The organism is Bradyrhizobium oligotrophicum, from assembly GCF_051168495.1.
Classification (GTDB): Bacteria; Pseudomonadota; Alphaproteobacteria; order Rhizobiales; family Xanthobacteraceae; genus Bradyrhizobium; species Bradyrhizobium oligotrophicum_A.
Genome location: NZ_JBNPVB010000030.1, coordinates 43,757 through 65,917, shown reverse-complemented (window position 1 = coordinate 65,917; position 22,161 = coordinate 43,757). Strand labels below are relative to the sequence as shown.

General features: G+C 64.2%; 19 protein-coding genes and 1 tRNA gene. 12 read left to right on the top strand and 8 right to left on the bottom strand.

Annotation, left to right across the window (positions count from 1 at the left end; genetic code table 11):
* A partial coding sequence (locus ACQR1B_RS34110) for a SpvB/TcaC N-terminal domain-containing protein (protein WP_434875148.1) occupies window positions 1–2,513 on the bottom strand: 2,513 nt, incomplete at its 3' end.
* Between the two features lie 22 nt (window positions 2,514–2,535).
* Window positions 2,536–3,630 carry an FG-GAP repeat domain-containing protein gene (locus ACQR1B_RS34105; RefSeq protein ID WP_434837234.1) on the bottom strand — a complete coding sequence of 365 codons (1,095 nt, stop codon included), beginning with the start codon at window positions 3,628–3,630 and terminating at the stop codon, window positions 2,536–2,538.
* A gap of 464 nt (window positions 3,631–4,094) precedes the next feature.
* On the opposite strand from ACQR1B_RS34105, the gene ACQR1B_RS34100 reads away from it, so the two are divergent.
* On the top strand, window positions 4,095–4,454 hold the full coding sequence (locus ACQR1B_RS34100; RefSeq protein ID WP_434837233.1) for an IS66 family transposase: 360 nt from the start codon (window positions 4,095–4,097) through the stop codon (window positions 4,452–4,454).
* Between the two features lie 526 nt (window positions 4,455–4,980).
* Here the strand turns inward: ACQR1B_RS34100 and ACQR1B_RS34095 are convergent.
* Together ACQR1B_RS34095 and ACQR1B_RS34090 are read right to left on the bottom strand one after the other, a co-directional pair.
* Window positions 4,981–5,244, bottom strand: a complete 264-nt coding sequence (locus ACQR1B_RS34095) for a conjugal transfer protein TraD (protein WP_434837232.1) — start codon at window positions 5,242–5,244, stop codon at window positions 4,981–4,983.
* A gap of 1 nt (window position 5,245) precedes the next feature.
* On the bottom strand, window positions 5,246–5,572 hold the full coding sequence (locus ACQR1B_RS34090; RefSeq protein ID WP_434837231.1) for a conjugal transfer protein TraD: 327 nt from the start codon (window positions 5,570–5,572) through the stop codon (window positions 5,246–5,248).
* A gap of 169 nt (window positions 5,573–5,741) precedes the next feature.
* On the opposite strand from ACQR1B_RS34090, the gene traA reads away from it, so the two are divergent.
* The 3 genes from traA to ACQR1B_RS34075 all read left to right on the top strand — a co-directional run bounded on the left by traA (window position 5,742) and on the right by ACQR1B_RS34075 (window position 11,387).
* Complete coding sequence (gene traA, locus ACQR1B_RS34085; protein ID WP_434837230.1) at window positions 5,742–8,753, top strand: Ti-type conjugative transfer relaxase TraA; 3,012 nt, start codon at window positions 5,742–5,744, stop codon at window positions 8,751–8,753.
* Between the two features lie 128 nt (window positions 8,754–8,881).
* A complete protein-coding gene (locus ACQR1B_RS34080; RefSeq protein WP_434837229.1) occupies window positions 8,882–9,097 on the top strand; it encodes a helix-turn-helix transcriptional regulator in 216 nt (71 codons plus the stop codon).
* 595 nt (window positions 9,098–9,692) lie between these two features.
* Window positions 9,693–11,387, top strand: coding sequence for a recombinase family protein (locus tag ACQR1B_RS34075; protein WP_434837237.1), 1,695 nt, complete (start codon window positions 9,693–9,695; stop codon window positions 11,385–11,387).
* Here ACQR1B_RS34075 and ACQR1B_RS34070 read toward each other — a convergent pair.
* Window positions 11,344–11,420 (bottom strand) — tRNA-Met (locus ACQR1B_RS34070). The two genes, ACQR1B_RS34075 and ACQR1B_RS34070, sit on opposite strands and share 44 nt — an antisense overlap.
* Before the next feature lie 518 nt (window positions 11,421–11,938).
* Between ACQR1B_RS34070 and ACQR1B_RS34065 the strand changes: the two genes are divergently transcribed.
* Window positions 11,939–13,372: a coniferyl aldehyde dehydrogenase gene (locus tag ACQR1B_RS34065; RefSeq protein WP_434837228.1), complete on the top strand. Its 1,434-nt coding sequence runs from the start codon at window positions 11,939–11,941 to the stop codon at window positions 13,370–13,372.
* 148 nt (window positions 13,373–13,520) lie between these two features.
* Window positions 13,521–15,116: a GMC family oxidoreductase gene (locus tag ACQR1B_RS34060; RefSeq protein WP_434837227.1), complete on the top strand. Its 1,596-nt coding sequence runs from the start codon at window positions 13,521–13,523 to the stop codon at window positions 15,114–15,116.
* A gap of 27 nt (window positions 15,117–15,143) precedes the next feature.
* Here ACQR1B_RS34060 and ACQR1B_RS34055 read toward each other — a convergent pair whose 3' ends face one another.
* Window positions 15,144–15,905 carry an SDR family oxidoreductase gene (locus tag ACQR1B_RS34055; RefSeq protein ID WP_434837226.1) on the bottom strand — a complete coding sequence of 254 codons (762 nt, stop codon included), beginning with the start codon at window positions 15,903–15,905 and terminating at the stop codon, window positions 15,144–15,146.
* 111 nt (window positions 15,906–16,016) lie between these two features.
* Here ACQR1B_RS34055 and ACQR1B_RS34050 point away from each other — a divergent pair, with 111 nt between their 5' ends.
* Window positions 16,017–16,532, top strand: a complete 516-nt coding sequence (locus ACQR1B_RS34050; protein WP_434837225.1) for a CvpA family protein — start codon at window positions 16,017–16,019, stop codon at window positions 16,530–16,532.
* Window positions 16,533–16,657: 125 nt separating this feature from the next.
* Complete coding sequence (locus ACQR1B_RS34045) at window positions 16,658–17,440, top strand: SDR family oxidoreductase (protein WP_434837224.1); 783 nt, start codon at window positions 16,658–16,660, stop codon at window positions 17,438–17,440.
* 270 nt (window positions 17,441–17,710) lie between these two features.
* Here the strand turns inward: ACQR1B_RS34045 and ACQR1B_RS34040 are convergent, their stop codons facing one another.
* Window positions 17,711–18,166, bottom strand: a complete 456-nt coding sequence (locus tag ACQR1B_RS34040) for a DUF3775 domain-containing protein (RefSeq protein ID WP_434837223.1) — start codon at window positions 18,164–18,166, stop codon at window positions 17,711–17,713.
* Window positions 18,167–18,285: 119 nt separating this feature from the next.
* Here ACQR1B_RS34040 and ACQR1B_RS34035 point away from each other — a divergent pair, with 119 nt between their 5' ends.
* The 4 genes from ACQR1B_RS34035 (at window position 18,286) to ACQR1B_RS34020 (ending at window position 21,738) form a co-directional block, all read left to right on the top strand.
* Window positions 18,286–19,149: an MBL fold metallo-hydrolase gene (locus ACQR1B_RS34035; protein WP_434837222.1), complete on the top strand. Its 864-nt coding sequence runs from the start codon at window positions 18,286–18,288 to the stop codon at window positions 19,147–19,149.
* Window positions 19,150–19,226: 77 nt separating this feature from the next.
* Window positions 19,227–20,069, top strand: a complete 843-nt coding sequence (locus ACQR1B_RS34030; RefSeq protein ID WP_434837221.1) for a fumarylacetoacetate hydrolase family protein — start codon at window positions 19,227–19,229, stop codon at window positions 20,067–20,069.
* 152 nt (window positions 20,070–20,221) lie between these two features.
* Window positions 20,222–20,836, top strand: coding sequence for a glutathione S-transferase family protein (locus tag ACQR1B_RS34025; RefSeq protein ID WP_434837220.1), 615 nt, complete (start codon window positions 20,222–20,224; stop codon window positions 20,834–20,836).
* Between the two features lie 35 nt (window positions 20,837–20,871).
* Window positions 20,872–21,738, top strand: a complete 867-nt coding sequence (locus ACQR1B_RS34020) for an MBL fold metallo-hydrolase (protein WP_434837219.1) — start codon at window positions 20,872–20,874, stop codon at window positions 21,736–21,738.
* Here ACQR1B_RS34020 and ACQR1B_RS34015 read toward each other — a convergent pair.
* Entirely contained in the window at window positions 21,735–22,055 is a 321-nt protein-coding gene (locus ACQR1B_RS34015; protein WP_434837218.1) for a hypothetical protein, read from the bottom strand. The two genes, ACQR1B_RS34020 and ACQR1B_RS34015, sit on opposite strands and share 4 nt — an antisense overlap.
* Window positions 22,056–22,161 lie beyond the last annotated feature (106 nt).

Below are 22,161 nucleotides of genomic sequence, written 5' to 3'. Positions count from 1 at the left end.
CCGCCCCAAATCGAGCCGTTATTGATGATCGTGACAGGGTGCTGAGCATGGAATGCCGCTCCTCCGTCTCCTCCGGGACTCTCGGAGAAATTGCCGTCCACCGTCCCCCAGCATGATCCGCCCGCCCCTCCATTTCCCCCCGCCCCCGTGATGATGCCGTTATTGACGATCTGGAGAGTGCTGCCCGCGGGAAAGACGCCGGTGTCGAGCGCATAGGCGCCGGTCGAGGACGAGCCGATCACCACGCCGCTGGCGATCGTCACAACCCAGGAACTGGGCTGCCCGGCTGTGGCATAGCCATTGGCGACCAGATAGTTCCACAGATTGAGGTTGGCGGTGCTCGAGGCGATCGTCACCGATTGCGTGGCCGATCCGGTATCGCTGGCGGAATTGTTGCCAGTATTGCTCTCGCCGCCACCCGACACGATCGCCGTGTTGGTGATCGAGGCCGGCGCGTTCGCTGCCACGTTCACGGTGACCGTGACCGGCGGATAGGATGAGGAGCCCGCGAGCGGATCGCTGCGTGTGCAACTCAGACTCGACAGCGTGCACGACCAGCCACTGCCGCTGATGGCCGTGGCCGTCAGGCTCGCGGGAAGCTGATCGGCCACGCTCACCACGCCCGCTGACGGCCAGGTCGCGACATTGCTCACCACGATGGTGTAGGTGACGCCGACCTGACTCTGGCTGAGCCGGCCGGTATGCGACAGCGTCACGGTCAGGTCGGCAACGGGATCCTGCGGTGGAGCGGGAGGGCCTGACGATCCGGCTGCCGGCACCTGGCTCGTCACCGTTGCCGCCGTCAGCCGACCCAACAACCAGTTGGTCGTGTCGTTGATATAGGTGTTGGTCGTGGTCTTGATGAACCCGTCCCAGCTCGAAGACGTCACCTGGGTCGGATTGCCAAATGCGTCGAACTGATAGCCGGTGGTGACCGCCTGGATGGTGGAACCGTCCAGATCGTGTCCCGTCGCCACACTCTGCTGCACCGAGACCGTGTAAGGCGCCGCGCTCACGGCCGGCGCGCTGACAGCGGGGCTGCCAGCCGCATTGCTGAATAGGTAGCTGTTCAGTGTCTCCGACAACGTCTGGGAGCCCAGAACCTGGGTCTCCGACGCGACGAGCCCGATGAAGGGATAATCCTGGCGATAGTTCGTGGTTCGGACGATGTTGGTCTGAAGATCCGTCACGACGGTCTGTCGGAATGGCAGCAGACCGCGTCCGCTGATGTCGATGCGAGCCCCCGTATAGGCATAGGTCGAACTGGCATTGCCCCCCACGCCGTCCGAGACGTCCACCCGGGAGACCACGTTCATCGGTCCCTGCCAGTCCTGTAGCGGATAGACTGCACTCGTGTCCTTGGTGTAAACACTCCCATTCGTCAGCGGCGCATAGCTCACAGCCACCGTCCGCGTCAGCCCGTCGGTGACCTTGACCAGAAGATCGGACTGGCCGTTGCCGTCGGCAAAGACAAAGCCGGTCGCCGGCAGGCAGCTGCCGTCGCCGCCGCACGGCTTGACGCTCGTCAGCCGGCTGCGGCCCGTCACGGACCCTTGCTGGTAGCCGAGCTGATAGTCGGCCACCAGGTTGTTTCCTACGAAGGTCTTGATATTGGTCAGCCGCTGCGTGGTCTCGATCAGTGTACCGGCAAGATATTGCGGCCGCACGTCGGATCGCGCGCCATAGACGAACTGGACGGATGCGTAAGGGACAAGGCCGGCCGTGGCATTGCTGGTGTAGTCGATCCGCGACGGCAGCGCCTGGCTCAGATTGGCCTGCAGGGCATAGCTCACCGTTAGGCTATTGCCCTTGGTGTCCGAGACCTTGCCGAGCGCCCACACACGGGCCGTCGTGGCTCCCGACGTCAGCGGAATGAAGGCATCGGCCGTGTGGCCGAACTCCAGGATCTGGCCCGCCTTGGTCCGCACCTCAAACCACGCCGGACCATTCCCGGCCGTGCCGTGGGAGACGATCCGGCTGAAGCTCTCGATCTCCGTGCGATACTCGGTACCGTCGGCGCCATAGCTGCCATTGTTGATCGCAACCAGGCGCTGGCCATTGAAGCAGAAGCGATCGTTGCCGTCATACCCGAGGCTGCCATGGACACCGTCCTGGGCCAGCGTCTGCGGACAGCGGGTGATCGTCATCAACCCGCTCAGCGACCACCCCATGCCGACGAAGCCATTGCCGCTCTGGCTGCTGTAGGTCAGAGCCAGCTGGGGCTCGACACCGGCCGTCCCGGGCGGCACCGCGACCGGAATGGAGTAGACCGCCGCCCCCGTCGACGACACGCTGACACTGCCACGGATCGCCATCTGCGCCCTGGCATCGTCCAAAACGAGAGCGGCAAGCAGGGCCACTCCCCCGACTAGGCCGACCGCGAGGCCGCGCTTGGCGCCCCGAAGAAGAGGCACTGTCTTGGCCGTGCTCCAACGCCTCCCCATGTCGCGCGCTAGCATGGCCAGCCCGCCCCAAGAAATTCGCCCCATCTGTCCGCCCCCCCCGGGAAACATCAAGCCGTCGCTTGCGCCTGCCTCACATCGCACTCGGTGAGGCGATCCCAACCTGCCAGGTTCCTGCGCTCCCCATGTAGCAGACGAGATCTGTCAATCCGTCGCCATTGACGTCTCCAACCAAGCACTGATTGGCAATCGGCGTTGGCGGGTTGAGACCGCTGCTCCAGGATTGGGAGACAATGCCGGCCCCTGTCATGTATCCGACGCTCCAGCCACCTCCACTCCCAGTGTAGCATGCGATGTCCGTCAGGCCGTCCCCGTTGAAATCCCCCGTGATGCAGCGCTGACTGACTGCAGCAGTTGGCGCAACGTTGCTGCTCCAGAACTGCGAGCTCAAACTAGATCCGGACGACAGTCCCATAGCCCATACGCCATTGGAGCCAGTGTAGCAGGCGAGATCCATTCGCCCGTCGCCGTTGAAGTCTCCCGTCACACATTGTGCACCGATGGGCGCGTTGGGGCTGACCGAGGTGCTCCAGACCTGCGTAGAAAAACCGCCTCCGGTCGAAAGCGCGACGCTCCAGCTGCCGCTGCCGGAGTAGCAGACGAGATCGGTTCGGCCGTCGCCATTGAAGTCGCCCCCGAGACACAGCTGATTTGCCGCGCTCGAAGGCGCCAATCCGCTCGGCCAGAACTGGGTCGTAAATCCAGAGCCGTTCGCAAGCCACAAGGCCCAACTGCCGCCACTTCCAGTGTAGCAGGCGACATCCGCCCTACCATCGCCGTTAAAATCGCCCGGAATACAATTTGTGGAGAGCGGCGCCGCGATCGTGCTGCCTCCACCCCAGGACTGCGTCGAGAATGCCGATCCCGTCGAAAGACCAACAGACCACGTGGCGGAGCTGCTCGCGCTCAAACACGCGATATCCGTTCGGCCATCCGCATTAAAGTCGGCGGCCAGACATTGATCGGCAACCGAGCCACTTGGCGCAACGCCGCTGCTCCAAGTCTGCGACGTCACACTGGATCCCGTGGACAGAGCCAACACCCAATTGCCGTTGCTGCCGTAGCAAGCGACGTCCGTCACGCCATCGCCGTTGAAATCCCCGCCCAGGCATTGTCCGGTAATCGGGATATTGGGCGAGACCGCGCTGCTCCAAGACTGGGTACTCAAAGATTGGGCTTGCCCACCGGCACAACCAAGAACTAGACAGCCGCAGAGCAAGTGAAGCCATATTCGAACAACGAAATATTTGCGCTCGACAGGTCGAACTCTCACATTTGAAGGGACCCTGCCGCGCGGCGCAGGTCCAAACCAAATACTCGACAATATCATCTCACCCCGCCCGCGGGTTGCAGTTCCCTGCCTACGTGCCCGCCTCTACCCAAAAGTGACACCTTCATCTCAGAAGATGCCTCTACAATGCCATTGCTCGAAGCTCGCGCTGGTCAAAGCAACTTAGACGTCCGCCTCTGAAGAAGACGACAGCACCGGTCAGAGACTGAATCTCTTTTCGAAAAAATATTCTACTCAATGCTGCTTACAAAGGTTCGCGGCGACTTGGTCCACTGATCCGTCCGGCTGTCACAAATCCCCGAATTGAATGTAACGGACACGCTGGAGGTCGGGCCACGCCAGTGGAGGTGATCCAGCGCGTCCGCGAGAAGTTCTGCTGTCGCGCCTACCGAACAGTCACGCCGCACCGGCACACCGGCCGCCAGATATCGCGTGCACGCACGAGACAGCGACTGTTGGCGTACGTGCCTTCTGGTAAATATAGGCTTCACCTGCCGTCAACCGGCGGAGCACGCCCCCTGCGCGTGACGGCGAGACGCAAGGTCTCGACGCTCACCGACTGGGTCTCGCGCAGCAGTTGTAACCTTGATGTAGCCGGTGAAAACCTCACAGCGCACATACTCGCAGGTGGTCGCATTCGGGCCGACGACACAACGGCGCCAGTTCTGGCCAAGGGCAAGACGCGGGCGGGACGGCTATAGACCTGTGTCAGTGACAATTGTCCCTTCGCCAGGCACGAGCCGCATGCTGGCGTTCCTCGGCTGAACTTGCGCAGCTTGTCGCTACCGCAGCAAGGGCAACGAGCCTGCACAGAATGCACGACACACCCGCGCGGCACGTGCTCGGCAGAGGCCGATGGTTGAACGCCGCTACTTGAGCGATCGTAAACTTCATCGGCTCGGTCAGCAACGCCTGAGGCCGACTTCGGTTGCCAACAGGGCCTCCTTCCCCTGGGTGAGTGCGACTGGGCGGTGAGCACCAACACCTCCAACGTTGCCATACGCTGGGAGAACGACTCGGCCGTGATCATCACCGGAAGATGAAATCGCAGCTCCGGCGATCGACGATGATCGCCGAGCGCTCAACGAACAGCCTCCCCGCGCCAAGTGCGCGGCGGAGGCCGCCACTCGATGTCCTTGAGCAAAGTCAGCTGCCGCTTCGAGCGTGATCGGAATTCCAGCGTCTCGCTGGCGTTTGCCCGTTGAAGCGACGACTGGTCGTGGGGCGTCAACGAGGAAGTGGCGGAACACTTTGGTCTATTCTCTTTTGCGCTCGGTCTGCCTCAAACGCTCGCTTTCCTGTTGCGGTCCATAGCTCACGCACCGATAATCGCTGATTACCTTCGAGCATCTCGGCGATCCAGAACAATGCCCCCAAAATGGTCGACCGGTTACCGCCAGTCAGGTCCACGAGACCGGCCTTAATGACCAGACCACCCAGCTCGATGAGATGCCGCGTTCGCTTCCGGCGTTCGACCTGCCACGAGCGCATGTCAAAGCGTGCCTCTTCGGCTTGATGCCGATTGCGCGCCGCTCGGTTGCGCAGGAGGGCCGTCCAAGTTGCGGTCAACTGCTTCTGCATTTCGCCGCGTCCGGCTTTGAAAGAACGCGGCCCCGCGCCTAGCCCAAGCCTCCCTCTTTCCGGCCTCTTTCGTCTCTGCCAGCACGATCAGCCCGCCGGCCAGTTCTTCAGCGGAGAGAGTGTCGGCTCCAGTCGCGATGACCAACTCGCCGAGCTGGCGCACCTTGCGAGTTTTCAGCCCGCGTGCCTTGTCTTCGAGTGCCTTCAGGTCCGCGTCAAAGTCGCGTGGCTTGCGCATCGTCGTCTCCATGAGTTCGATGGAGAAATGATAGCCGGTGCCCAGCGCAATGCTGTAGGGTCGTCAGGACGGTTTGAGACGGGGTAGTCCCTCCCGAGATTTTTTCGAGGGAGGGCGCGCTTATACGTCGTTCCGACGTGCGATTCGCTGTGCCAGTGATTGGATCGCGATGGCGATCTATCATCTTCACGTCAAGGTCATTGGCCGCAAGGCCGGGAGCAGCGCGGTGGCTTCAGCCGCCTACCGCTCGGGCTCGCGGCTGCGCGACGAGCGGCTCGGCCGCGATCAGGATTTTTCTGGAAAGCGCGGCGTCGTCCATTCCGAGGTGATGCTGCCGGAGAATGCGCCGGAGGCGTGGAGCGACCGCGAGCGGCTCTGGAACGATGTCGAATCATTCGAAGTGCGCAAGGACGCCCAGTTGGCCCGGGAGATCGAGTTCGCCCTTCCGCGAGAACTGACTGAGGCGCAGGGCATCGAGCTGGCTCGGGACTTCGTTCAGAGCGAGTTCGTCCGTCGCGGCATGATCGCCGATCTCAATGTGCATTGGGACAGGGCCGAGGACGGCCTGCCCAAGCCGCACGCCCATGTCATGCTGACGATGCGCTCGGTCGATCAGAACGGCTTTGGCCAGAAGGTGCGAGAGTGGAACCGCACGGAGATGGTCGAGCGCTGGCGCGAACGCTGGGCGGAGCTTGCCAACGAGCGGCTGGCCGAGCTCGACATCGACGCCAGGATCGACCATCGCAGTCTGGAAGCCCAGGGCATTGCGCTGGAGCCGCAAAGCCAGATCGGCGCGCCCGCCAAACGGATCGAGGTCCGGGGCATCCCAGGCGAAGGCGGTGAGGCCGATCGGGCCGAGATGCACCGCGAAATCGCGCACGACAATGGCGCGCGGATCATCGCCGATCCTAACATTGGGCTGGACGCCATCACCCAGCAGCAATCGACCTTCACGCGCCGCGATCTCGCCAAGTTTGCGCACCGGCACAGTGACGGGCTCGACCAGTTCAAGGAAGTGCTGGGCGCAATGCAGGGAGCGCCCGATCTGGTCGACCTCGGCAAGGATCGGCGCGGCGAGGATCGGTTCACCACCCGCGGAATGATCGAAGCAGAACAGCGCCTGCACCGGGCCGCGGAACGGATGACGGAACGGGAGCGCCATGAGGTGCGCGACGATGAGCGCGAGGCTGCCGTGGCGCGTGCGGAAGCGCGCGGCCTGGTGCTGTCGTCCGAGCAGGCTGAGGCGCTGGCGCACGTCACAGATGGACGCGATCTCAGCGTCGTGGTCGGCCATGCCGGGACGGGAAAGAGCGCAATGCTGGGGGTGGCGCGGGAGGCGTGGGAAGCGGCAGGCTTCGAGGTCCGTGGTGTGGCGCTGTCCGGCATTGCTGCGGAAAATCTCGAGAGCGGATCGGGCATTACGTCGCGCACAATCGCCAGCCTGGAGCATGGCTGGGTACAGGGCCGTGATCTGCTCAAATCGAGCGACGTGCTTGTCATCGACGAGGCGGGGATGGTCGGCACGCGGCAGCTCGAGCGCGTGTTGTCCCATGCCGCCGAGGCTGGAGCCAAGGTGGTGCTGGTCGGTGATCCGCAACAGTTGCAGGCCATCGAGGCGGGCGCTGCGTTCCGCTCGATCCATGAGCGCCACGGGGGCGCCGAGATCGGTGAAGTGCGCCGTCAACGAGAGGACTGGCAGCGCCACGCAACACGCGATCTGGCGACTGGCAAAATGGGCCACGCGCTTGAGGCGTACCGCGCCCACGGCATGGTGCATGAGGCCGAGAGTCGCGACCAGGCGCGCGGCGATCTGATTGATCACTGGGATCGCGACCGGCAGTCATCACCGGATCGGAGCCGTATCATCCTGACCCACACGAACGACGAGGTCCGCATCTTGAACGAGGCAGCGCGCAAGCGGATGCGGGCAGCGGGCGATCTCGGCGACGAGGTGGAGGTGACGGTCGAGCGCGGCGCGAGAAACTTCGCCAGCGGGGATCGCATCATGTTCCTGCAGAACGAGCGCGGCCTTGGCGTCAAGAACGGCACGCTCGGGACCATCGAGCAGGTCAGCGCACAGTCCATAGCCGTGCAGACCGACGACGGCCGATCCGTGCGCTTCGACCTCAAGGATTACAACCGGATCGACCACGGTTACGCCGCGACGATCCACAAGGCGCAGGGCATGACGGTTGACCGGGTCCAAGTCCTAGCGACGCCGGGGATGGACGCCCACAGCAGCTATGTCGCCCTGTCACGGCACCGCGACGGCGTCGACCTGCATTATGGCCGCGACGATTTTGCCAACGCCGATCGGCTCACCCGCGCCCTGTCGCGCGACCGCGCCAAGGACATGGCCTCGGATTACGACCTTGCCGATCCGGTCCAGAGCTACGCCGAGCGCCGCGGGATCACGTTCCGCGAGCGCGTGGCCGAGATTGTGCGCAAGGTCGTGCCGGAGAAGCTGCGCGACATCTTCGACGGCCTACGCACTCCGGCTGATGTCGCCGGACCGGATAACGGACAGAGGCCGGAACGGGCAACGCCGGAAAGGGAAAACAGCGGTCCGGCAGCCGAGCGGAGCGGAGCCGAAGTCCCGGCAAGCAACGTGGCGCAAGATCCCGAAGCGGACGCACGTCGCATCCGGACCCGTGCGCTCGTTCGCCACGCCCGCGCGGTGGACGCGATCTTCGAGGCGCAGGAGACGGGCGGCAGAGCCAGTCCCGAGCAGGCGAAAGAGCTGCAGAAAGCCCGCCAAGCCTTCGAAGAGGTGCGCTCGTTTGGCTCGCACGATGCCGAAGCCGCCTACAAGAAGAACCCGGAGCTCGCCCGCGAAGCGGCGGACGGCCGGGTCAATCGTGCCATCCGCGCGCTTCAGCTCGAAACCGAACTCCGCAGTGATCCGGGCCGCCGCGCCGACCGCTTTGTTGAGCGATGGCGGGAACTCGACCAGACCAGCCAGCGCCTTTATCAGGCGGGTGACCTGTCCGGCTACAAGGCCGCGCGCTCGGCAATGGGCGACATGGCGAAAAGCCTCCAGCGCGACCCGCAACTGGAATCCATTTTAGCCAGTCGCAAGAACGATCTCGGCATCGCATTCGAATCAGGCCGCCGGCTTGGCCAGGATCTGGCCTTCGTCCATGGCATCGATCTCGGCAGAGGCCGAGGCCTTGGAATTTGACCCATCCCGTTTGCCGCCGGCTCTACGCCAAACATGGCAACGCGCGAACTCCTATTGTCCGCCTGCACATACTTGGCCTCTCTGGTCTCACAAGACGTCAGAACCAACCAGCGAAGAGCATCACGGCCATGCGCGAGCCAGACCGTATCATCAGGTTGAAAACCGTCCTTGCCAGGACCGGGCTGTCCCGATCCACCATCTACCGCAAGATCGCCGAGGGCACGTTCCCAGCCCAGCTCAAGATCAGCAGCAATGGCACGGGCTGGCATGAATCCGACATCAATCGCTGGGTTGCAGATCCAGTTGGCTGGCGTCAGGAAGGTGGGTTCAAGGAAAGTCGCTGAACCCATTGCGCGTCCTTCAACCAGTCGCAGGGCGCACATCCTGGCGCTCTCGCAACCTCGTTCGATATGCACCCTACTTTCAATCCCAGACCTTTTCCTGCGCGAATGTATCCGTAACAGCGAGCGCCTCTCTGCCCCTCTTCCGTTTCTGGAAAGCCCCCCATTGACTGTGCCGAGAGGATGCACAGTGCCGAAAGCTGAGACGGAACATTTTCGGAAGCGTTCGCCCCCGGCCGGAGCGGGCGATCATAGGGCTTCCGAGGAAGCTCTGTTGCGTCTCGGTCGCCTGATCGGAAGACAGATGGCCAGGGATGCGATCAAACCTCGGCCGCACGAGCATCCCGAAGAGGATAGCTCAGATTTATCAAGTCAACCCTGTACGAACTCCGTAAAAAGATAACCGACGCCGGCGCCAGCGCAGCTTCCCGGCGGAACTGCACGAGCGGCATCGCCTTGAGACGTTGACGAAGGCTGATCAACAGTCTCCGTTCAATTCGAATCCATCGGCGTGCACACAATCGCCGCGTTGATGCGCTATTTTGGGCGTTGATGGCGCTTGTTCTGGCGCGAACCGCATTGCCAGGGAAAAACTACGATGCGCGTTGCCCTCTATGCTCGATACTCGTCCGACAATCAACGCGACGCTTCGATTGAGGATCAATTCCGCATCTGCAAGGAGCGCGCTGCGCGAGAGAACTGGACGATCGTCGCGTGCTACAAGGACGCGGGCATCTCCGGCGCCAGCATGATCCTTCGCCCTGGCATCCAGGCATTACTCCAAGACGCGCAGAGCCGCGCATTTGATGTGGTGCTCGCCGAAGCACTTGACCGAGTCAGCCGCGATCAGGCGGACGTGGCAACCCTGTTCAAGCAATTGCGCTTTGCCGGCGTGCCGATTGTCACGCTGGCGGAGGGGGAAATCACCGAGCTTCATGTCGGCCTGAAGGGGACAATGAATGCGCTCTTCCTAAAGGATCTTGCCGCAAAGACACATCGCGGCCTTCGTGGACGGGTAGAGGGCGGTAAGTCTGGCGGAGGGCTGTGCTACGGTTACCGTGTGATCAAGAAGCTGGATGAACGAGGCGACCGCATCAGGGGCGACCGGGAGATCGATCCCGCTCAGGCCAACGTGATCCGGCGCATCTTTCGCGACTTTGTATCCGGCATGAGTCCACGCGCGATCGCGATAAAGCTCAACGCCGAAGGTATTGCAGGTCCTGAGACCAAGCTATGGAACGACACAACCATCCGTGGCCATCTCAAGCGCGGCACGGGGATCATCAATAACGAGCTCTACTTGGGCCGACTGATCTGGAATAAGCTGCGCTACGTCAAGGATCCATCGACCGGCAAACGCATCTCGCGTCTCAATCCAGAATCCGAGTGGATCGTGACCGACGTCCCACATCTCCGGATCGTCGACGACGAGCTGTGGCAGGCAGTGAAGGCCAAGCAGAAGGAGATTGCCGAAAAGTTCGTCAACGTCACGACAGCCGTTCGTGAGCACCACTCGAACAAGGGCATCAACAGTGCACGAAGACCAAAGTCACTGTTCTCGGGGCTGGTCTTCTGCGGTCGTTGCGACGGACCTTGTTCACTCCGCGGGGCTGATCGTTTCGTCTGCTCGGCTCATGTGAGCAATGGGTCCTGCACGAATGGCAGCACGCTGAAGCGGAGTGAACTCGAGCAGCGCGTTCTGGAGGGGCTGAAGGACCGGCTGCTGGCGCCGGACGTCGTTGCCGAAGCCATGCGCGCCTACGCCGAAGAGCTGAACCGGCTGAACCGTGAGCGACGCGCCAGCGGTGATGCCTGGCGCGCCGAACTGGCGAAGGTCGAAAAGCAGATCCAAGGAATCGTCGAAGCGGTCAAGGATGGGCTTTTCCAACGATCGATGATCGCAGCGATGGACACTCTTGAGGCTCGCAAGGATGAGCTCACGGCTCTACTCGCCGAAGCTCCGGCCGACATACCTGACATGCTGCCGAGCGCCTCGCAGCTTTACGCCAAGAAGGTCGCCCACCTCACCGAGGCCCTTAACCATCCGGAAGACCGCGCCGAAGCCGCCCAGGCTCTGCGTGGCCTGATCGACCGCATCGTGCTCCGGCCGGGCGACAAGCGGGGCCAGATCAACGCCACGCTTTATGGGGAACTCGGCACCGTATTCAGCTGGACAGTGGCTCAGAGGGACAAGGGAGCAAAAACCAAAACTCCCGCAGCCGAGTCGGCTGCGGGAGTGTCGGTCTCAGTGGTTGCGGGGATAGGATTTGAACCTATGACCTTCAGGTTATGAGCCTGACGAGCTACCGGGCTGCTCCACCCCGCGTTAACTTTTGCACAGCCTTCAGAGAAGTGCCGGGCGCTCCTGGCTGACGCTCAAGAGCGCCACCGATCACATCCCAATGACTTCCTGAGAAGAGGCTTCCTGAGAAGGCTTGAGCCCGGAGGCCGTGCCGGCCGTCGGGTGCGGGCGGTATGTACCAATGCAGGGCCGGTTTGGAAAGAGCTTTTCGGAAGTTTTTTTGCCTTATTGTGACAGCGGCCGCCACGCGCGTTACCATCGTGAAACTCTCGTCGATTCATACGCTTATAGACCAGGTTCAAGCTGCTGGCGGCGCCGCGGGAGGACTCGGCTGGCGAAGCGGGCGAGTTCCAGGTCGGCCCGCCGATCCGGTCTCGGCACCGCATGGCGAGCATGGACGGCGGCCCGGGCGACGCCCTCGGCGGCGATCTCCCGGGAAACGGTTGCCACGCACGCTTGCCAAGGGTTCCGCGACGCGGCAGCTTCGCGCGGCGAACCAGAACGATGGCCTGCCCCGCCGCAGGACACGCGAGGAGACATCCATGGATCAATCCCTGAAGAGCCCGCCACAGTCGGCGCTCGATGACGCCTTCCATGCCATGGTCGAGGCTTCGCGCAGCACGCCCCCGCCGTCGCTCGGCGCCCGGCTGGACGGCTTGAAGCGGCTGCGGGCGATGCTCGCCGACAATGAGAAGCGCCTGGAGCAGGCGATCTCGGCCGATTTCGGCCACCGCTGCGCAGTCGAGACCACGATCGCCGAAACGCTGTTCCTGCAGACCGAGATCAAGCATACGATCAAGATGCTGCCGCGCTGGATGGCGCCGCGGCGGATCGCGACCTCGCTGCAGTTCTTTCCGGCCCGTAACCGGCTGATCCCACAGCCGCTCGGCGTGGTCGGTATCATCGCGCCCTGGAACTATCCGCTGCAGCTGACCCTGGCGCCGGCGATCGGCGCGATAGCCGCGGGCAACCGCGTGCTGATCAAGCCGAGCGAGCTGACGCCGCGTTTCTCGGCGCTGCTGAAGGAGCTGATCGCGGCGAATTTCAACCCGAACGACCTCTCCGTCACCGGCATCGAGGATGGCATCGCGCAGGCCTTTGCAGGCCTGCCGTTCGATCATCTGGTATTCACCGGCTCGACCCGCGTCGGCCGCATCGTCGCGGAAGCGGCGGGGCGCAATCTGACGCCGGTCACGCTCGAGCTCGGCGGCAAGTCGCCGACCATCGTCGACAGCTCCGCCGACATCGACGAAGCCGCGGAGCGCATCGCCTATGCCAAGCTGTTGAACGCCGGCCAGACCTGCATCGCTCCGGACTACGTGTTCGTGCCCGAGGTCCAGCGCGATCAGTTCGCCGGCAGGCTCCACGGTCACATGATCAGGATGTTCGGCACCAATCCCGCCAATGGCGACTACACGTCGATCATCTCAGACCGGCATTACGCCCGGCTGGAAGAGAAGCTGCGCGATGCAATCGCGCGCGGCGCCAGGCCGCTGAGCACGACGAGCCCCGAGGATCCCGCCTGGAAGAAGCTGCGCAAATTCCCGCCGACGGTCGTGGTCGGCGCGACCGCCGACATGGCGATCATGCAGGAGGAGATTTTTGGTCCGCTGCTGCCCATCCTGACCTATCGCGACGCGGATGAAGTGATCCGCTACATCAACGCCCATGACCGACCGCTGGCGCTGTACTGGTTCGGCCGCGACGAGGCCGCGCGCGACAATGTGCTGGCGCGCACCGTCTCCGGCGGCGTCACGATCAACGACTGCCTGTTGCATTTCGCGCAGATGAGTCAGCCGATGGGCGGCGTCGGCGCCTCCGGCATCGGCCACTATCACGGCGAATGGGGCTTCAACAGCTTCAGCAAGCTGAAGCCGGTGTTCTATCGCTCGCCCTTCAACCGCATGAAGGATCTCTATCCGCCCTACGGCGCCAGCGTCGCCCGCATCATGAAACTGCTGCGGTTTCTGAGCTAGCTCCCCACCCGGTCATTCCGGGGCGCGCAGCGAACCCGGAATCCGGAGAGGATCGAGACTCAAACCTCAAGAGTCCGGGTTCGCCGCTGCGCGGCGCCCCGGAATGACGGCCAAACAAATCATAAATTTCATCAGGGAGAAGACACGCGTGACGGAGGTCGATTTCATCGTCGTGGGCGGCGGCAGCGGCGGAGCCACGGTTGCAGGCCGGTTGTCGGAAGACCCGGCGACCTCGGTGATGCTGCTCGATGCCGGCGGACGCAACGACAATTGGATCATCAAGACGCCCTACATGCTGTTCCTGATGGTGGCGGGTCCGGTCAACAACTGGTCGTTCACGACCGTGCCGCAGAAGGGGCTCAACGGCCGCACCGGCTATCAGCCGCGCGGCCGCGGGCTCGGCGGCTCCTCGGCGATCAACGCCATGGTCTACATCCGCGGCCACCGTGCCGACTACGACCAATGGGCCGCGCTCGGCAACAGCGGCTGGTCGTATGACGACGTGCTGCCTTATTTCAAGCGCGCCGAGAACAACTTCGACTTCAACGGCGAGTATCACGGCCAATCGGGACCGCTGCCCGTCAACCGGCTGCGCACCGGCAATCCCGTGCACGAGATCTTCCTGCAGGCGGCGCGCGAGGCGCAGTTTCCGATCCGCGACGACTTCAACGCCGAGACCCAGGAAGGCCTCGGCCTCTATCAGGTGACGCAGCAGAATGGCGAGCGCTGGAGCGCGGCGCGCGCCTACATCCAGCCGCATCTGGGCCACCGGCGCAATCTGCGGGTCGAGACCTCGGCGCATGCCTCGCTGATCCTGTTCGACGGCAAGCGCGCCGTTGGCGTGAAATATCGCCAGGGCAAGGAGGTCAAGGAGATCCGCTGTCGGCGCGAGGTGATCCTCGCCTCCGGCGCGTTCCAGACGCCGCAGCTCATGATGCTCTCAGGCGTCGGCGACGCCGCCGCGCTGGCCAGGCTCGGCATCGCCAGCACTCACCATCTGCCGGGCGTCGGCCAGAACCTGCAGGACCATCCGGACTTCATCTTCGCCTACACCTCCGACAACCCGAACTTCTCGTCGCTGTCACCAAAGGGCATCCGCAGACTGCTGGCCGGCATCGGTCAATACCGTCGCGAGCGGCGCGGCGTCCTGACCTCCAACTTCGCCGAATGCGGCGGCTTCCTGAAGTCGCGGCCCGACCGCGACATCCCCGACATCCAGCTGCATTTCGGCATGGCCGTCACCGACGATCACGGCCGCAAGCGCCACGGCAACGGCTTCTCCTGCCATTTCTGCCTGCTGCGGCCGAAGAGCCGCGGCACGGTGGCGCTGAAGAGCGCCGATCCGCTGGCAGCGCCGCTGATCGATCCGAACTTCCTCGGCGAGGAGGACGATGTCGAGACCATGGTCGCGGGCTACAAGACCACCCAGCGGCTGATGGAGACGCCGGCGATGCGCAGCCTGCAGACGCGTGACCTGTTCACGTCCGATGTCAGGACCGACGACGACATCCGCAGCCTGCTGCGCGCCCGCGTCGACACCGTCTATCACCCCGTCGGCACCTGCAAGATGGGCACGAACGATCCGCTCGCGGTGGTCGATCCGAGCCTCAAGGTGCACGGCCTGTCCGGCCTGCGCGTGGTCGACGCCTCGATCATGCCGACCTTGATCGGCGGCAACACCAACGCGCCGACCATCATGATCGGCGAGAAGGCGGCCGACATGATCAAGGCGGAGCTGCGCTGATGGGTTGAGCATCAGCGCGGTGACGGATCACGTCAGCAGGAAGCCGCCGTCCACCGTCACCACGCTGCCGGTCATGTAGCGCGAGGCGTTCGACGCCAGCAGCAGGATGGCGCCGTCGAGATCGCTGTCGCGGCCGACCCGCCGCTGCGGAATGCGCTTGATCAGCTTCTCGCCCGCCGGCGTTGCCCAGACGTCGTGATTGATGTCGGTGTCGATATAGCCGGGCGCCAGCGCATTGACGCGGATGTCGTTGGCGGCGAGTTCGAGCGCCAGCGCCTTGGTGGTCTGTACCACGCCGGCCTTGGAGATCGCGTAAGGCGAGATGAACTTCACCACGCTGAAGCCGAGCACCGAGGCGATGTTGATGATGTTGCCGGGCGCTTTCCGCGCGATCATGCGGCGCGCGACTTCGGTCGCGGCGAAATAGGCGCCCTTCAGATTGGCGCCGATCACGGCGTCCCAATCCGCCTCGCTCTGCTCGACCGCGAGCTTCTCCACCGCGATGCCGGCATTGTTGATCAGCACGGTGACCGGCCCGAGCGCAGCCTCGGCGGCGTCCAATCCCCTCGCGATCGAGGCATTGCTGGTCACGTCCATCTCGACCGCGGCGGCGCGGCCGCCCTTGGCCTTGATCTCCTCCTCCAGCACCTTGAGTTTGCCGGTCTGGCGCGCGGCGAGGGCGACGGCCGCGCCATGGGCGGACAGTACGCGGGCGAATTGCCGGCCCAGTCCCTGGCTCGCGCCGGTGATCAGAATCACCTCCTGGCTGACGTCGAACAGGCCCGACATGACACCACCTTGCGTTTCCCTCGTGTGTTGCGGCGCATTGATACAGACGATTTGAAACAGCGCAAAGGCGAATTGTTTACGCCGCCGCCCTACAACCGAAACATATCAGCCATGAATACTTTCGACCTTGCCGCTTCCGCCGCCCTGATGATCGCCGTCTACAGCGGTTTTTCGACCGGGCTGCTGCGCAGCGCGATCACCATCCTCGCTTATCTGCTCGCGATGCCCCTGGCGATGGGCGCGGTCGCCGCCATGAGCCCGCAGCTGCAGGACGTGCACGGCACGCCGCTGGCGCAGAACTGGCTGCAGTTCTTCGCCGCGTTCGTGGTGATCGGCGTTGCGCTCGGCAAGGTCGGCCGCATCATGCTCGACGAGGCGATCGGTTCCGAGGCCGGTTTCGGCGACCGGCTCGGCGGCGCCCTGCTCGGCGCGATCAGGGTCGGCATGGTCGCGACCACGCTGGTGCTGGTGTTCGACAGGATCGTCCCGGCCGAGCGTCAGCCGCGTTTCCTCGAGGGATCGCGATTGCGGCCGTTGCTCTCGCTGGCGGGCGCAAGAGGCTTCCGCTCGTTGCCGCCGGAGGTCGCGAACCTGATCGACCGGCTCAAGCAGGAGCGGCACATCTGAGCGCGGAAGCCCTCCGCGAGCCATGCAATTCAGCACGGGCCGGCTGCCCTTATCAGCGGCCATCCGGTTGGATAGAATGGGCGCATCGTTCTTCCAGCCTCACTGACATATCGGAGTGATCAATCGTGGATCTCGGGATCAAGGGCCGCCGCGCCATCGTCTGCGCCTCCAGCAAGGGATTGGGCCGCGCCTGCGCCATCGCGCTTGCCAATGAGGGCGTGCATGTCACGATCACCGCACGCGGCGCCGAGGCGCTGGCCAAGACAGCAGCCGAAATCCGCGCCGCCAATCCCGGCGTCACCGTGACCGAGGTCGCCGGCGACATCACCACGCCGGAAGGCCGCGCCGCCGTGCTCGCCGCCTGTCCGGATCCGGACATTCTCGTGAACAATGCCGGCGGCCCGCCGCCGGGCGATTTCCGCAACTGGACCCGCGACGACTGGATCAAGGCGATCGACGCCAACATGCTGACGCCGATCGAGCTGATCAAGGCGACCGTCGACGGCATGATGGCGCGCAAGTTCGGCCGCATCGTCAACATCACCTCGGCCGCGGTGAAGGCGCCGATCGACATTCTCGGCCTGTCCAATGGCGCCCGCGCCGGCCTCACCGGCTTCGTCGCCGGCCTGTCGCGCAAGACCGTGATCAACAACGTGACCATCAATGCGCTGCTCCCCGGCCCGTTCGAGACCGACCGGCTGCTGTCGACGGCGAAAGGCGAAGCCGAGAAGCGCGGCGTCACGCCGGAGCAGATCCTGGCCGATCGCGCCAAGACCAACCCCGCCGGCCGCTTCGGCGATCCCGAAGAATTCGGCCTTGCCTGCGCGTTCCTGTGCGGCGCCAAGGCCGGCTTCATCACGGGGCAGAACATCCTGCTCGACGGCGGCGCGTTTCCGGGGACGCTGTAAGGCGCGTGTTCGAAGTCGGCTGGGCAAGATGCTCGGCGTCTCTTACCTCTCCCCGCCTGCGGGGAGAGGTCGAATTGCATCGAAGATGCAATCCGGGTGAGGGGGACTCTCCGCGCGTCTGGAGTGCGTGGAGAGTCCCCCTCACCCCCACCCTCTCCCCGCAAGCGGGGAGAGGGAGCTCACCGCCGCCGACGCGAGAGCTTGGCTCTAACGCGCGAAGGTTCAATCAGCGTTCTGCATACCCGAGCGCAGATCCCACTAAGCCAAAGACTACTGCTTCGTGACCTCGTCCTGGTCGCGCTCGCTCGGGCTCGATGAATCGGCCGTGATGCGCTCGCCGGTCCAGTCGATGCCGAAGGCATCGAGGCCCTCCGCGAGCAGGTCGCCGAGCATCGGCTCGCCCAGCAGATAGCGCGCGGTGTGGCGGTCGCGCTGGCCCGCGGCCTCGCGGCGCAGATCGTCCCACTCGTCGATATCGCCGTCGCCGCGGCCGAGCCGCATCAGGGCGACGAGGTCGGCCTGCTCGTCCTCGGACATCGCATTGATGAAGCCGGTGATCTCGCGCACGACCGGATCGTCGCCACCATCCTGTAGCACGTCGATCATGTCGTCATCGGCGCCGTTCGAGCCGGAGTCGGCATCCGTGACCTCCTCCTTGACGTCGAACTCGCGCGCCTTCTCGATCAGGAAGGCAACTTTTTCGGGCGAAATCGTCAGCTCTGGCATGACCGTCTCCTCATGGACTGTGGCCCCGACAACGCCCGGTCCGGAGAGTCGATCCATTGCACTGAAACACGCGACGCGGCATCGTCGCCGGCATAAAGACCAAGACGAGGAAATGCCCAATGCAATGGACGGTCGGCCGGGTCAGGATCACCAAATTCGTCGAGCTGGAGACCGTCGGCGGCACCCGCTTCATCCTGCCGCAGGCAACGCCGGAGGCGATCCGGGAGCTGTCCTGGCTCACGCCCGATTTCGCGACCGACGAAGGCCGGCTGAAGATGTCGATCCATACGCTGGTGCTGGAGACGCCGACCACGCGTCTCGTCGTCGATACTGGCCTCGGCAACGACAAGGAGGGCCGCAGCGTGCCGGTGTGGAACAACCGCACCACGCCGTTCCTGGAGATGATGAGCGCAGCCGGCTTTCCGCCTGACAGCATCGACATGGTGATCTGCACGCATCTCCATGTCGACCATGTCGGCTGGAATACGCGGCTGCTTGACGGCCATTGGGTCCCAACCTTCCCCAGCGCACGCTATGTCTTCGGCCGCGCCGAATATGAGCACTGGCGCGACCACAGCAGCACCGCCAACGAGACGGCGACCTTCGCCGATTCCGTGCAGCCGATCGTCGACGCTGGCAAGGCCGAGCTCGTGGCAAGCGATGCCGTGATCAGCGACGAGATCACGCTGATCCCGACACCCGGCCACAGCCCGGGTCATGTCAGCCTGCACATCCGCTCTGATGGTGCGGAGGCACTCCTGAGCGGAGACGTCGCGCATCACCCCTGCCAGATGGCGCATCTCGACTGGAGCTCGACTGCCGACTCCGATCCGGCGCAGGCAATCGCGACGCGGCAGGCGCTGTTCTCGCGCTTCGCCGACACCGGCACGCTGGTGATCGGCGGTCATTTCGACGCCGGCCACATCAGGCGCGACGGAGCGGCCTTCCGCTTTGAGGCAGTGCGGGGTCGCGGCAGCGCATAGCCCGAAAGGTTGAATTTCGCCCGGCCATGCTCCATGACAGGGCCCTGGAATACCAAGGCGTTGAGGGAGAGAAACCAATGAAGCTTGTTCGCTACGGCGAGAAGGGCGCGGAAAAGCCGGGCCTGATCGATCCATCCGGCCAGTTGCGCGACCTGTCGGCCCATGTGAAGGACCTCGATGGCGCCGCCTATGCGCCGGACTCCCTCAAGAAGCTCGCCGCGCTCGATCCGGCCTCCCTGCCCGCCGTCTCCGGCAAGCCGCGGCTCGGCGCCCCCGTCACCGGCATTTCGAAATTCGTGGCGATCGGCCTCAACTATTCCGATCACGCCAAGGAGACCGGCAACCCGATTCCGGCCGAGCCGATCTTCTTCCTGAAGGCCAATACCGCGTTGTGCGGCCCCTATGACCAGGTCGAGAAGCCGCGCGGCTCGACCAAGCTCGACTGGGAGGTCGAGATCGCCGCCATCATCGGCACCCGCGCGAAGTACGTGTCGGAGGCCGAGGCGCTGAACCACATCGCCGGCTACACGATCTGCAACGACGTCTCCGAGCGCAACTTCCAGATCGAGCGCTTGGGCCAGTGGACCAAGGGCAAGTCGCATGACACGTTCGGTCCCGTGGGTCCGTGGCTCGTCACCAAGGACGAGATCCCGGACGTGCAGAACCTGTCGATGTGGCTCGACGTCAATGGCCAGCGCCGCCAGACCGGCTCGACCGCGACGATGATCTTCACGATGGCGAAGTGCATCTCCTACGTCTCGCAGTTCATGACCCTGCTGCCGGGCGACATCGTCACCACCGGCACGCCTCCCGGCGTCGGCATGGGCATGAAGCCGCCGACCTTCCTCAACGTCGGCGACGTCGTCACCCTCGGCATCGAGCGCCTGGGCGAGCAGCGCCAGGAGATCGTCGAGGCTTGATGATCGAGACGTGAGGCGGTCCCACTCTTCAACGCCGTCATGCCCGGGCTTGGCCCGGGCATCCACGACTTGAACTGGTACCGATGAGAAAGACGTGGATGGCCGGGTCAAGCCCGGCCATGACGACGGAAAAAGCATTCCAGGAGCAGCACATGAAACTCACCTTCTCGCCCGCCTCGCCGTTCGCCCGCAAGGTGCGCATCGCCGCCATCGAGCTCGGGCTGATCGACAAGATCGAATTCGTGGCCGCCGCGGTGCTGCCGGGCCAGGCCAATGAGGAGTATTCGAAGATCACGCCGCTGAAGAAGCTGCCGGTGCTGATCCTCGACAATGGCGACGTGATCCTGGATTCCTACGTCATCGTCGAATATCTCGACGAGCTCGCCGGCGGCAACAAGCTCATTCCGGCAGCGGGACCGAGGCGCTGGCAGGTCAAGAGCGAGCATTCGATGCTGCAGGGCATGCTCGATTCCATGCTGCTGTGCCGCTACGAGGCGATGGTGCGGCCGGAGGGGGCGCGCTGGCAGGCCTGGTCCGACGATCATTGGAACAGAGCCTGGATGGGTATGGCCCGCTTCAATGCGCAGAGCGACCTGCTGACGCGGCCGTTCGACATCGTCTCGATCGGGCTGGTCTGCGTGCTCGGCTATGCCGATTTCCGCTTTGCCGATTGCGGCTGGCGCCAAGCGTTTCCGGCGCTCGACGCCTTCCAAAAGAAGATGCTGGAGCGGGAATCCGTGAAGATCTCGGTGCCGCCGGCGGCCTGATCATTACAACGGACATCATTCCAGGGGACAATGCCGTGGCTCTGACGTTTTCGGTTGCCGATCTCACGATCCATCGCATCATCGAGCAGGAAACCACCTTCCTGCCGGCGCACGAGATGTTTCCGGACCTGACGCCGGAGATGCTGGCCGCGGAGCGGGGCGCGTTGCGTGCCGGCAATGCGCTCGACGCGCAGGACACGCTGATCCTGTGCTTCCAGTCCTATGTGGTGAAGACGCCCGACCACACCATCCTGATCGACAGCTGCATCGGCAACGACAAGCCGCGCGCCCGCCCGGTCTGGAACATGAAGACCGACGACACCTACATGCGGGCGCTGGCATCCGCCGGAATCTCGGTCGACGACATCGACGTCGTGATGTGCACGCATCTGCACACCGATCACGTCGGCTGGAACGCGCGGCTCGACAACGGCCGCTGGGTGCCGACCTTCCCCAAGGCGCGCTACGTATTCGCGCAAGCCGAATACGACTACTGGGTCGCGCAGAACGCCAAGGCCGAGGTGCCCGCCTTCGCCGACAGCGTGCTGCCAGTGGTCGAGGCCCGGCGCGCCGACATCGTGAGGGATGACTTTTCGATCGGCGATCATGTCCGCCTGCTGCCGACGCCGGGACACACGCCCGGCCATGTCGCGGTCGCCGTCGGCAAGGGCAAGGACGACGCGGTGTTCGCCGGCGACCTGATTCACTCGCCGCTGCAGCTCGGGCTTCCCGAGCTGTCGCCGAAATTCGACGTCGACCCCGCTCAAGCCGCGCTCACCCGCCGCGCCTTCCTCGACCGCTATTGCGACACCGCGACGCTGTGCTGTGCAGCTCATTTCCCGTCGCCCACGGTCGGCCGCATCCGGCGCAAAGGCAGCGGCTTCGCCTGCGAGGGGATCTAATCCACCTCCTCGATCGGGTAGACGTCGATCGCCGGCTCCTCGTAGGGATGCGCGGCGCGGATCGCGGCCAGGACGGGTCGCAGCCGGTCGGCGGCACAGACGGTCTCGATGCGCTCCTCCTCGACCGCCTCGATCCGGCCAACCGCACCGATCGCAGGGTTGGCGCCGGCAAGCGGGCGGAACCGCCCGGTGCCAACCACAGTAAACGAACAGTAATCATAGTTGCCGATGCGCCCGGCGCCGGCCTCGCCCATGGCGCTGCGCACGGCCTCTCCGGCCGTGACAGGCACATAGACGACGATCTTGTAGGTCTTCATGCGCTGTTGCGTTTGGCTCGACTACACGCGCGTTACCATCGGAGCCGCGGCTGCGCAATTTTCGCGGCCTCAGCCGCGTCACAATCCCGTCAACGCCGGGCGGCGG

Bases quoted from the DNA above. Each gene is read 5' to 3' on its own strand.
- ACQR1B_RS34080 (WP_434837229.1), top strand. From the start codon at position 8,882: ATGCGCGAGCCAGACCGTATCATCAGGTTGAAAACCGTCCTTGCCAGG.
- ACQR1B_RS34055 (WP_434837226.1), bottom strand. From the start codon at position 15,905: ATGTCGGGCCTGTTCGACGTCAGCCAGGAGGTGATTCTGATCACCGGC.
- ACQR1B_RS34050 (WP_434837225.1), top strand. From the start codon at position 16,017: ATGAATACTTTCGACCTTGCCGCTTCCGCCGCCCTGATGATCGCCGTC.
- ACQR1B_RS34015 (WP_434837218.1), bottom strand. From the start codon at position 22,055: ATGAAGACCTACAAGATCGTCGTCTATGTGCCTGTCACGGCCGGAGAG.
- ACQR1B_RS34075 (WP_434837237.1), top strand. From the start codon at position 9,693: ATGCGCGTTGCCCTCTATGCTCGATACTCGTCCGACAATCAACGCGAC.
- ACQR1B_RS34030 (WP_434837221.1), top strand. From the start codon at position 19,227: ATGAAGCTTGTTCGCTACGGCGAGAAGGGCGCGGAAAAGCCGGGCCTG.
- ACQR1B_RS34065 (WP_434837228.1), top strand. From the start codon at position 11,939: ATGGATCAATCCCTGAAGAGCCCGCCACAGTCGGCGCTCGATGACGCC.
- ACQR1B_RS34095 (WP_434837232.1), bottom strand. From the start codon at position 5,244: ATGCGCTCGTGGCAGGTCGAACGCCGGAAGCGAACGCGGCATCTCATC.
- ACQR1B_RS34040 (WP_434837223.1), bottom strand. From the start codon at position 18,166: ATGCCAGAGCTGACGATTTCGCCCGAAAAAGTTGCCTTCCTGATCGAG.
- ACQR1B_RS34025 (WP_434837220.1), top strand. From the start codon at position 20,222: ATGAAACTCACCTTCTCGCCCGCCTCGCCGTTCGCCCGCAAGGTGCGC.
- traA (WP_434837230.1), top strand. From the start codon at position 5,742: ATGGCGATCTATCATCTTCACGTCAAGGTCATTGGCCGCAAGGCCGGG.
- ACQR1B_RS34090 (WP_434837231.1), bottom strand. From the start codon at position 5,572: ATGCGCAAGCCACGCGACTTTGACGCGGACCTGAAGGCACTCGAAGAC.
- ACQR1B_RS34035 (WP_434837222.1), top strand. From the start codon at position 18,286: ATGCAATGGACGGTCGGCCGGGTCAGGATCACCAAATTCGTCGAGCTG.